Annotated in this window: 15 protein-coding genes; 11 read left to right on the top strand and 4 right to left on the bottom strand. The window is 59.4% G+C overall.

From position 1 onward, the window contains the following. From DNK49_RS24380 to DNK49_RS07095, 3 genes are all read right to left on the bottom strand, one after another. On the bottom strand, positions 1–342 hold a 342-nt coding region (locus DNK49_RS24380), incomplete at its 3' end, for a hypothetical protein (RefSeq protein WP_207806904.1). A gap of 61 nt (positions 343–403) precedes the next feature. Continuing rightward, positions 404–664: a Txe/YoeB family addiction module toxin gene (locus DNK49_RS07100; protein ID WP_110523618.1), complete on the bottom strand. Its 261-nt coding sequence runs from the start codon at positions 662–664 to the stop codon at positions 404–406. Then, entirely contained in the window at positions 661–912 is a 252-nt protein-coding gene (locus tag DNK49_RS07095) for a type II toxin-antitoxin system Phd/YefM family antitoxin (RefSeq protein WP_110523617.1), read from the bottom strand. Before DNK49_RS07095 ends, DNK49_RS07100 begins: the two co-directional genes overlap by 4 nt. Before the next feature lie 158 nt (positions 913–1,070). Here DNK49_RS07095 and DNK49_RS07090 point away from each other — a divergent pair, with 158 nt between their 5' ends. From DNK49_RS07090 to DNK49_RS07040, 11 genes are all read left to right on the top strand, one after another. Beyond that, positions 1,071–1,409 (top strand): antibiotic biosynthesis monooxygenase family protein, encoded by a 339-nt coding sequence (locus DNK49_RS07090; protein ID WP_110523616.1) that lies wholly within the window; start codon positions 1,071–1,073, stop codon positions 1,407–1,409. A 63-nt stretch (positions 1,410–1,472) separates the two neighbouring features. Further along, positions 1,473–1,883, top strand: a complete 411-nt coding sequence (locus DNK49_RS07085) for a hypothetical protein (RefSeq protein WP_133255094.1) — start codon at positions 1,473–1,475, stop codon at positions 1,881–1,883. A 75-nt stretch (positions 1,884–1,958) separates the two neighbouring features. Beyond that, on the top strand, positions 1,959–2,465 hold the full coding sequence (locus DNK49_RS07080) for a DUF6622 family protein (RefSeq protein ID WP_110523614.1): 507 nt from the start codon (positions 1,959–1,961) through the stop codon (positions 2,463–2,465). A 104-nt stretch (positions 2,466–2,569) separates the two neighbouring features. Further along, on the top strand, positions 2,570–3,604 hold the full coding sequence (locus DNK49_RS07075; RefSeq protein ID WP_110523652.1) for a DUF2157 domain-containing protein: 1,035 nt from the start codon (positions 2,570–2,572) through the stop codon (positions 3,602–3,604). 363 nt (positions 3,605–3,967) lie between these two features. Further along, positions 3,968–4,354, top strand: a complete 387-nt coding sequence (locus tag DNK49_RS07070) for a VOC family protein (protein WP_110523613.1) — start codon at positions 3,968–3,970, stop codon at positions 4,352–4,354. A gap of 217 nt (positions 4,355–4,571) precedes the next feature. Then, the gene (locus DNK49_RS07065) at positions 4,572–5,321 is read left to right on the top strand and encodes an SDR family oxidoreductase (protein ID WP_110523612.1); all 750 of its coding nucleotides are present in this window, start codon (positions 4,572–4,574) and stop codon (positions 5,319–5,321) included. 123 nt (positions 5,322–5,444) lie between these two features. Further along, entirely contained in the window at positions 5,445–5,696 is a 252-nt protein-coding gene (locus DNK49_RS07060) for an antibiotic biosynthesis monooxygenase family protein (RefSeq protein WP_207806903.1), read from the top strand. A gap of 55 nt (positions 5,697–5,751) precedes the next feature. Beyond that, entirely contained in the window at positions 5,752–6,441 is a 690-nt protein-coding gene (locus tag DNK49_RS07055) for a class I SAM-dependent DNA methyltransferase (protein ID WP_207806902.1), read from the top strand. After that, the gene (locus DNK49_RS07050) at positions 6,434–6,808 is read left to right on the top strand and encodes a VOC family protein (RefSeq protein ID WP_110523610.1); all 375 of its coding nucleotides are present in this window, start codon (positions 6,434–6,436) and stop codon (positions 6,806–6,808) included. The genes DNK49_RS07055 and DNK49_RS07050 overlap by 8 nt, the downstream gene beginning before the upstream one ends. Positions 6,809–6,952: 144 nt before the next feature. Then, the gene (locus tag DNK49_RS07045; RefSeq protein ID WP_110523609.1) at positions 6,953–7,402 is read left to right on the top strand and encodes a hypothetical protein; all 450 of its coding nucleotides are present in this window, start codon (positions 6,953–6,955) and stop codon (positions 7,400–7,402) included. Between the two features lie 59 nt (positions 7,403–7,461). Beyond that, on the top strand, positions 7,462–7,998 hold the full coding sequence (locus tag DNK49_RS07040; RefSeq protein ID WP_110523608.1) for a DUF924 family protein: 537 nt from the start codon (positions 7,462–7,464) through the stop codon (positions 7,996–7,998). A 66-nt stretch (positions 7,999–8,064) separates the two neighbouring features. Here the strand turns inward: DNK49_RS07040 and DNK49_RS07035 are convergent, their stop codons facing one another. Continuing rightward, on the bottom strand, positions 8,065–10,095 hold the full coding sequence (locus DNK49_RS07035; RefSeq protein ID WP_110523607.1) for a methyl-accepting chemotaxis protein: 2,031 nt from the start codon (positions 10,093–10,095) through the stop codon (positions 8,065–8,067). Between the last annotated feature and the right edge of the window lie 8 nt (positions 10,096–10,103).

Raw genomic sequence — 10,103 nt, 5'->3', positions numbered from 1 at the left:
CGCCGATGTTGAGGTTGATGGCACCGGCATTGATCGGGTCGCGGCCAAGGCTTGAACCTTGCGAACCACTTCCTGGCACCCGCCGTCAGCGTCGAGAACTTGCGAGAAAAAAGCCCAGAACGTGTTCTCCTTGCTGAACAGCCGGCGCCGGCTGAAGGCGCCATCCGGCCCGTTCTCCAGCGTCTTTGTCGGTATGAAATGCCCGAAACAATCGCCGAACTCGCTGATCGAGTGCTGACGAATCCGGGCCTTCTCTTCGGCCAGTCGCCGGGCCGCCGAACGCGGTCTCCGACGCAGGGTGGCAAGGTGAAAACCGGGCAGAAAGAGCGTGGCATTTGTCATGCCAGATTATCTCACGATACGCCAATGGCATGTTGCGCCAAACGTGCTACGAGGGCTTAACTTAGTGCCATTCTGGTCTGTCCCCTGTTTTCTTGAGGAGCGCATCTCCTTCAACACGATAAACCACGCGATGGTCGTCTGTTATGCGGCGTGACCACAAACCTGACAGCGCATGCTTCAATGCTTCCGGCTTTCCTGCTCCGGCGAAGGGGTCACGTTGCGTCTCATGAATCAGCTTGTTGATCCGTTCAACCATGCGTTTGTCTTGCTTTTGCCAGTAGAGGTAGTCTTCCCATGCCTCATCGGCAAAAATCAGCTTCACTTTGCCAGTTCCCGTTCAGTGCCTTTGCTGACATTCAGTTGGGCAACTGCTGACAGAAGTCGCTTGGCATTAGCCGGGGTGCGCAACAGATAGGCGGTTTCTTCAAGCGCTTTGTAGTCTTCAAGTGAGAGCATCACCACGGCTTGCTCGCCGTTGCGGGTGATAATCAACGCTTCGTGATCATTACAAACCCGGTCCATGGCGCTGGTGAGGTTCGCACGACCAGCGGTGTAGGTCATTGCGTCCATTTCAGGTCTCCGTACATGTACGGGTTAATGTACGTATATCGCCGCGCTTGTTCAGCGTACTGACATCAAGATGCCCAGCTTTCCGGTCTGCCAGAGGTTTTGCGATTGTGTCGCGCAACGCTGGTGACTCCCACATTAGACGCTTACATTTCAAACGCATGTACACCGCTACGTTCACTTTCGCCAAAGGTCAGTACGATGACGAGTTTTACGCCTTGGATAATGTCATCGCCCAGATCGCCAAGTCCATTCCAGGCTACCTCGGTGAGGAGGCCTGGGAGAACCACGAAACCGGCCTCGTTTCCAATGTGTACTACTGGGAGTCCATGGAGGCGTTGCAGGCGCTCATGAAGCACCCATCACATATTCAAGCCAAGCAGCGCCAGTCTCGCTGGCTCAATGGCTATCAGGTTGTCATCGCCCAAGTGATCGGTACCTACGGCGACGGTGGGATCACTCATCCCTTGGCGGGCAAGGCATCGCCTCCGGGCGGTTAAGGCCATGCCATGATCGCGAAGCAAGCCATGACATGAACCGGTGAAAGTGGGCTGGAACGTTTGATGGCACGTTACTCAACTAATCGCGCTGGGATTCAAGGTCCTTCGATGTTCAAAAAAACGCTTTACGTTCAGATCCGCGAGAATCGAGTCCATGTGCGGAACATCGATGATGCGCGCACGGTAGAAAGGCGTGCGAGCCCGGGTTTTTCGCATCCGCGTATGCTCATTGGCGATTTCACCGCGGCTCAGGCATGTCTGAAACATGCGCTTGCCGAAGCACGAGGCGCTGGTTTTGCCTGGACGACCGCCGTCGTCATTCACCCTCTTGAGAACATTGAAGGTGGGTTGTCTCAGGTTGAAGAGCGCGTGTTTCGCGAACTGGCTGTTGGTGCAGGTGCGTCGAAGGTTGTCGTGTGGGTGGGGGCGGGGCTTGGTGATGCCGAAGTCATTGCTCGGCTTAAAGGTCGGTAGAATGCCAATGCCTACCCACTTGGGGATCCGCCTGGCGGGCAAGTGACTGCGCCGCGCGGGGTCGGATATCAATACATGACGCAGCCCAACCTTCTCGACATTCTGGCCCGCACGCCTGTGTGGGTGTTTGCCGTCTTCTTTGTACTTCTTGCACTTGGCTACCAGCAGAGCCGGACCAGAACCGTCAGTCGGCAACGGTTTCTGCTGCTTCCGGTCGCCATGGTGGCTTTGTCCTTGTATGGCGTGGCGTCCGCTTTTGGCGTGGCGTTGGTGCCATTCCTGGCCTGGGTGATGGGGGCGGGGGGTGTTGCGGTGGTGGGCGCGCGTTGCTTGCCGTCGTCGGCGCAGCCGGTGGCGCCGGGGGTTTTGCGGGTTCAGGGCAGTTGGTGGCCGCTGGTATTGATGATGGCGATTTTCGCGACCAAGTACGTGATTGGCTACGCGTCGGCGCGCAGCCTTGATGTTGTTGTTCATCCGGGGTTTATTGGCGGCGTCAGCCTGTTGCTTGGGATGTTCAGCGGCGTGTTTGCGGCGCGTGCCTTGGCCGCATGGGGCGTGTTTGGGGCCAGAATCCGGAAGTAGGGACGGTATGCTCCTCGGCGGATTGTCCTGCGTCTCTGGGCGCTAGACGTTCATGGCTGTTCGATTGCGCCGCCAACACCCGTTTGCCAACATGGGGTATGTGCATGAATCTGGATCGTGAACATCTGCAGGATGCCGTACAACAGGGCTTGCTCAGTGAGCAGCAGGCCGTGCGCTTGTGGCAGTTTCTGAGTGATCGCGGGCAGGATACGCCGAGCTTCCGTTTCACCCACATCCTTTATTACCTGGGTGGGATGTTGGCCATCGGAGCGATGAGCCTGTTCATGACGCTGGGCTGGGAGCGTTTCGGTGGGTGGGGCCTGTTTGCCATTGCAGTGACCTATGCGGGGGCCGGGTTATGGTTGACCGAGTACTTCCTGAATCGCCGCGGTTTGCCGATTCCGGCGGGCATCACGGCGGCTTTTGTCGTGGCCCTTACTCCACTGGCGGTCTATGGTCTGCAGATTGCGCTGGGGTGGTGGCCGGAGGGGGCGGTTTTCCGGAGCTACCATACGCGCATCGACTGGCGGTGGCTGTTCATGGAGTTCGCCACGCTGGCGAGCGGCGTCATCATGCTGTGGCGTTACCGTTTGCCGTTTCTGGTGATGCCTGTCGCGGTGACGCTTTGGTACATGAGCATGGACCTGACCCCCTTTCTTGCTGGTGATGCCGGCATGGTCTGGGAGCTGCGCAAGCTCGTGTCACTGTGGTTTGGCCTGCTCATGGTGCTGCTGGCCTTCTGGGTGGATATCCGGACGCGGAGCGCGAAGGACTATGCGTTCTGGCTGTACCTGTTTGGCGCGACGGCTTTCTGGGGCGGTCTGTCGATGATGAACTCGGATAGTGAGCTCGGCAAATTCCTGTATCTGTGCATCAACCTTGTGATGATCATGGTGGGGGCGGTGTTGTCGCGCCGGGTGTTTGCCGTGTTTGGCGGGCTGGGGGCGGCGGGCTACCTTGGGCATCTGGCCTACGATGTGTTCGAAGACAGCGTGCTTTTCCCCTTTGCGCTGACGGCGATCGGCCTGGGTGTCATCTATGCCGGTATCGTCTGGCAAAGGCATGAGGCGACCATCACGCACGCACTGCGGGGCTTGTTGCCGGCTCCGCTTGCAGCGCTGATAGAGCGCAGGCATTGAGTGTCGCAAGGGGCATTGCTCCGTGTTGCGGCGCGCGATGCTGGCTGCTCATCGGGTGCTCATCAAGCCGCTGCTATATTTGCCAGCGTCATACCATGCGATAGTCGGCCGGCATGGGGTGCGCCTTGCCGGACTTGGGCTTGGTGGCGGGGCGCAGCAGAACGCCAGCATTGGCGCTGGCATTGCCACGCCGTACCTTCCTGATCATAGGGCTGCCTGAGCTGGCAGCGTGAGATGAACCGTTATTCATTGAGCCGCCAGATGCGTGATCCTATGTTCGGTGGTGTGGGAGGCAGGCGGCGTGAGGTGGCTTCCTATCCCGATTAGATCTCTTCACAACTTGTTCTGTAAAGGAGAAACACCATGAAAAGCAATCCGGTTGCTTGGTTTGAGATTTACGTTCAGGACATGCCCCGTGCGAAGGCGTTTTACGAAGCTGTGTTTCAAGGTGCATTAGAAGAGCTGAAAAATCCTGACCCCAACAGTTTCCCTGAAATGGAGATGTGGGCGTTTCCGATGTCAATGGAAGGTTCAGGTGCAGCAGGGGCTCTGGTGAAAATGGCAGGATGCCCTTCTGGTGGTAGTACACTGGTTTATTTCTCCTGCGAGGATTGTTCAGTAGAGGCTGAACGGGCGGCAGCGCATGGAGGAGAAGTCTTCAAAGGCAAGATGTCCATTGGTGAGCACGGCTTTATTGCGATGGTTGTCGATACCGAAGGCAATATGATTGGCCTCCATTCAATGCAGTGAATACATGGCGTGGTCTAACACTGCGCTCCAAGGGGCGCGCGGCAAGCGTCGTGCCCCCAGGCTTTGAAGTTGGCCCTCATGGATTCACACGTTCCATAACGAACATTACACAGCCCGCTGTTGCCGCAGCATTCAATTTAATCGCAAGAAACGGGTCGCTTTGCACGACATGCTCGTCTATCGTTGCACTTCCATCTCCATAAATGGAAGCTGAAACATGACCTTACTCAACGGGAAAATTGCCATAATTACGGGAGCTTCTTCCGGTATCGGACGTGCTATCGCTCAAATGTTTGCGGCACAAGGCGCTGCCGTTGTTCTGACTGCGCGGAACAGGGGCGAGCTTGAAAGAGTTGCCGATGACATCCGTGGCAAGGGCGGACATGCTTGCTTTATCGTCGGTGACATAGTGCAAGCTGATACCCATGAGCAGTGCATTGCTGCAGCAATACGTGAATTTGGCGGCCTTGACATTGCAGTCAATAATGCTGGCATGGTTGGGCCGCTCAAACCGCTTGCAGACGTTTCGCTACAAGAATGGCAGAAAACGCTGGACACCAACTTGACGGCTGCCTATTTAGGCGCTCGCACGCAGATTCCCGCTATGCTCAAGCGTGGTAGTGGTTCCATCATCTTTACGTCCAGTTTTGTCGGCACCAGCGTGGGTCTGCCCGGCATGGCAACCTATGGCACCTCGAAAGCCGCTCTCATGGGTTTGGTTAAAGGCATCACGGCAGACTATGCTAATCAAGGAATTAGAGCCAACGCCCTGTTGCCCGGCGGTACGGAAACAGCAATGGCCGGTGACTCTAGCCAGAAGGAATGGGCTGCCGGGCTGCACGCCATGAAACGCATCGCCCAACCCGAAGAAATCGCCTCTGCTGCGCTCTTTCTAGCCAGTTCAATGTCGAGTTTTGTTACCGGGGCGGCGCTGTTTTCTGATGGTGGTAATTCGGCAGTAAAATGAAAAATGGGTGTGCAGCCATGTCGCAGCTCTAGCGAGTAAGAAATGGTTTCGCCAACAGTCACTTGTGCAATTCATCAAGCACTTGAATCTATCGAAAAAGCGATGTCCAACTTTCAATAAGCGGTGTTCCGGAATGAAAAAGGCTTCTCAGGCTACCTCGGTGAGGAGGCCTGGGAGAACAACGAAACCGGCCACGTTTCCAATGTGTACTACTGGGAGTCCATGGAGGCGTTGCAGGCGCTCATGGAGCACCCATCGCACATCCAGGCCAAGCAGCGCCAGTCTCGCTGGCTCAATGGCTATCAGGTTGTCATTGCCCAAGTGATCGGCACCTACGGCGACGGTGGAATCACTCATCCCTTGCCCATCATTTGAGCAGCACCCCGCCGGCAAGGCGCTTGGGCCGCACTGTGCTCATCAGAAAGGAAACATGATGTCTTCAGCAGCAGATGAAATCATTGGTTTATACGAACGCCATGCTCCGGCCTGGGATCGCGCTCGATCCGCCGACCTTGTGATCGAACGCGCGTGGATGGAGCGTTTTGTTGCGCGGCTGCCTTCGGGGGGGGCGATATTGGATCTCGGGTGCGGATCGGGGCAACCGATCGCCCGCTATCTCCTGGCGCGTGGGTTTACGGTTGTTGGCGTCGATGCGTCGCCAACCCTGATTGCGCAGTGTCGGAGCCGCTTTCCGGAGGCGGAATGGGTGCTGGCTGATATGCGCACGCTGTCGATGGGTCGTCAGTTTGACGGGGTGATTGCTTGGGACAGCTTCTTTCATCTTTCGCACGCGGACCAAAGGGCCATGTTTGCCATCTTCCGTGAGCATGCTTCACCTGATGCGCCCTTGCTATTCACGACGGGCCCGGGGCACGGTGAAGCAATTGGCATGTTCGAGGGTGAGGCGCTATATCATGCAAGCCTTGCGCCTGAAGAGTACGGCACTCTCCTTGCTGCACAGGGTTTCAAGGTGTTGGATCATATGGCCGAGGATCCAGACTGTGGGCGTCACACTGTGTGGCTTGCGCAGTACGTGCAACCTGAAGCGATGCCGCAGGAGACGGCCTTTGCGCGGCCTGTAAGCCGCAGTGCCAGGCCTACAGGGGAAACGCGTGATTGATCTCCAAGTCACGGATGTTCGAGCATTTCTGCCATCGCAGGATTTCGAACTTTCCAAGCAGTTTTACACCGAACTGGGCTGCAAGCTGGAGTGGTCCGACGACAATCTGGCGTTGTTCAATCTTGCCGGATACCGGTTTTACCTGCAGCGCTACTACACCAAGGAATGGGCAGAGAACAGCATGCTGCATATCTCGGTGCAGGATGCCGCCGACTGCCATGCGGCGATTGCGGATCTACTCAAATCCGGGCGATTCCCCGGGGCACGTGTGGCGCAGCCCAAGCTGGAACCCTACGGTGCACTGGTGACGTATGTCTGGGATCCGGTAGGTGTTCTGCTTCATCTCGCACAATGGAATCCGGCATGAGCTGGGCGTGGGGTAGGGCGGCGAATTGCTCGTGTGCAATGCCAATTTGATGTGAAATCGATCAAACGGCTGTCTTCGAGTTTGCCACGGCTTGATGTATCGGGCAGTCTGCCCGGACATCGTCACATCTGGAGTCAAACCGTCATGTTGAAGCAGGTATGGATTGCGCTGGCGATCGCCGGTATGCCCTTGGTGGCGGGGGCGCAGCAGAACGCCGAGATTGCCGCGCTGGGGCAGTGCCTGGGGGACAACACCACGGGTAAGGAGCGCAAGGATCTGTCCAAATGGATGTTCCTGTCCATGGCCGCGCATCCCGAGATCAAGCCGTTGGCCAAGGCGAGTACGGCCGAGTTCGAGCAGGCGTCGCGTTCGACGGCGGCGATCTTCACCCGCCTGATTGCCGAATCCTGCGCGACCGAGGTGCGTGCGGCAATGAAGACGGGCGGTTCGGTGGCCTTGCAGCTGGGGTTTCAGGTGTTGGGACAACTTGCCATGCAGGAGTTGATGACCAACACGGCGGTACAGGGCGCGATCAGCGGATTCGAACAATATGTGGATCGCGGCAAGGTCAATACGGCCATTGGCAATCCGTAACATCGGCAACGGGACTGGTTCGCCAGGCGGGTATCGGTCACGGAACGGGAGGATGCGCGATGCATGAGCAGGTGCTGGCTTTCTGGTTTGAGGAGATCGAGCCCAGGCAGTGGTGGGTGGCCGATCCGGCCTTCGATGCGCAGGTGCGCGAACGTTTTCTGCCGACGCTGGAGGCCGCCTCGCGGGGTGAGCTTTACGCCTGGCGGACGACGCCTGCGGGGCGGGTGGCCGAGGTGATCGTACTCGACCAGTTCTCGCGCAATCTCTATCGCGGTACGCCACAAGCGTTTGCGCAAGACCCGATGGCCCTGGCGCTGGCGCAGGAGGCGGTTGCGCTGGGGGTGCTCGACGAGCTGTCGCCGATGCAGCGTACCTTCTTGCTGATGCCCTACATGCACAGCGAGTCGGCGCTGATCCACGTCCAGGCCGAGCGTCTGTTCAAGGCCTGGGCACCGCCAGACAACTACCGCTACGAGCTGCAGCACAAGGCCATCGTCGACCGTTTCGGCCGCTATCCGCACCGTAACGCGATTCTTGGGCGGGCCTCGAGTGCAGAAGAAATCGCCTTTCTGAAGTTGCCTGGGTCCAGCTTCTAGTCCTGATACCTTGGGACTGGCCGCGCCTGGCCGTGGCGGGCTGACCCCGCCGCGTGCTGGCGGAGCTCAGCGTCTGAAGCGGTTCAGTGCGTCCCGCAGGGTGCTGGCGACGTCGCGCAACTGGGTGACGTCCTGTGCGTTGCGGGATGCGATGGCGGTGGTTTCCTCGGCCATCTGGGCAATGCGCTCCACCGCACGGGCGATTTCCTGGCTGGCGGCGCTTTGTTCCTGGGTGCTGGCGGCGATGTCGCGCACGACATCCACGGCGCGCGTGCTGCGTTCGTCGATGACCTCCAGTGCGGTGCTGGCCTGGCGGGCCAGTTCCACACCGTTGCCGACACGGTCGCGGACGCTTTCCATGCGGTTGGCGGCGCCTTGTGTGTCATTGACGATGGCCGACACGGTGCCGGCAATTTCGCGGGTCGAGGTGGCGGTGCGTTCGGCCAGTTTGCGGACTTCGTCAGCGACGACCGCAAAGCCACGGCCTTGCTCGCCGGCGCGGGCGGCTTCGATAGCGGCGTTCAGCGCAAGCAGGTTGGTCTGCTCGGCAATTTCGCGGATGACCTGCACGACCGACGAAATCTGTTTGGACTGTTCGCCAAGGGCAAGCACCGTGTCTGCGCTATGGCGGATGTCGGTGGCGATGGATTCCATCTCCTGCGTGGTGCGGCCCACCGCCTGATGGCCGTCGTGGCTGCCGGCCAGGGCCTCTTCGCCCATGCGAGTGGCTTCGCGGGAGTTGTCGGCGACATGGGTGATGCTGACCGACAGTTCTTCGATCGAGGCGGCCATGCTGGATGCGGCCTGCGACTGGTTGCTGGCGCTGTCGAGCAGGCCGGTGGAGCCCCGGTCCAGCCGCTGTGCCGAGCCGCCGACCTCGTCGACTGCACGACCGATCTCATCGACCAGGATGCGCATCTGGTCGACCGCCGTGTTCAGCGCGTGGCCCAGCCGCGTCAGTTCGTTGTGGCTGTGGGCGCTGGCATTGCGCACCTGAACACGCAGGTCGCCGTTGCCGAGGGCGACCACGGCATCGACCACGCCCCCCAGCGGTGCCAGGCGATTGCGCACCAGCCAGCCGATGACCAGCGCGATCAGCACCAGACCGACCAGGCTGATGGTGGCCAGCGTCCAGCGCAAGCGCTGGCTTTCAGCCAGAAACTCATCCGTCCAGCTGCTGGCGCTGATCTGGAAGTTCCAGCTGTGCGACCATGCCGATACGCTCAGCCGTTCGCGCATGGTGTCGCCATCGGGCCAGGGATAGCGGCGCACGCCATCGGTGGCTGCCATGTTCCGGATTGCGGATTCGCGCGCGTCGCCCTGCAGGATGTCGCCCATGATCTTGCCGGCGAAACGCGGGTGCACGATGAACTCGCCAATGGTGTCGGGGTTGCCGGTGGGGCGGGCGATGACGATGTAGCCGGTTTCGCCGACCACCACGCTGCCGTAGAGTTTGCGGATGCGTTCGATCTCGCTGTCCAGGTTGATCTGCACCGACAGGGCGCCGGCGGGCTGCCCGCTCATGTCGAGAATGGGTTTGACGGTGTTCAGGCTGTATCGGCCGTCATGCACCTCCAGCCCCTGGAAGAGCTCGCCGCGCAGGATGGCCTTTGTCGCGGGGGCGTCGTCCGGCAGGGGTTTGCCCAGCATCAGTCCGCCCTCACCGATGAGCAGGGTGGCGGCGCGGTAGACCTTGCCCTGGTGGACGACCAGCACGGTGGGGTCCTCTCCGGTCAGGTTGACGAATTGCTGCATCAGCATCACGTTGCCGTTGAGGGCGACGCCATTGACACTGATCTCCGGCAGATCGATATCACCGGTCGGGACGAGTTGCCCGGTCATGACCGGCGTGCCGCCGACATACTGCTCCAGAAAGTGCAGCTGCCGCTGGCCGCGCGACTTGGCGCCTTCGTATTCGCTGTCGAGCGCACCGATGATGACCTTGGCCTGATTGCCGAGGTCGATTTCGGCGCGAGTCAGCGCGGATTGTTCCGCCATCTGGCTGCTTAGGCCGATCATCAGGGCGAATACGATCAGCAAGGTTGCGATCGCCGGCAGCAGGATCTGCTTGCCGATGGAGAAGTCTTGAAAACGCATGGGCTGGG

Source organism: Parazoarcus communis SWub3 = DSM 12120 (assembly GCF_003226565.1).
GTDB classification, from domain to species: Bacteria; Pseudomonadota; Gammaproteobacteria; order Burkholderiales; family Rhodocyclaceae; genus Parazoarcus; species Parazoarcus communis.
Note: the sequence above shows the minus strand (reverse complement) of the source record. Positions and strands in the feature narration are given on the sequence as shown.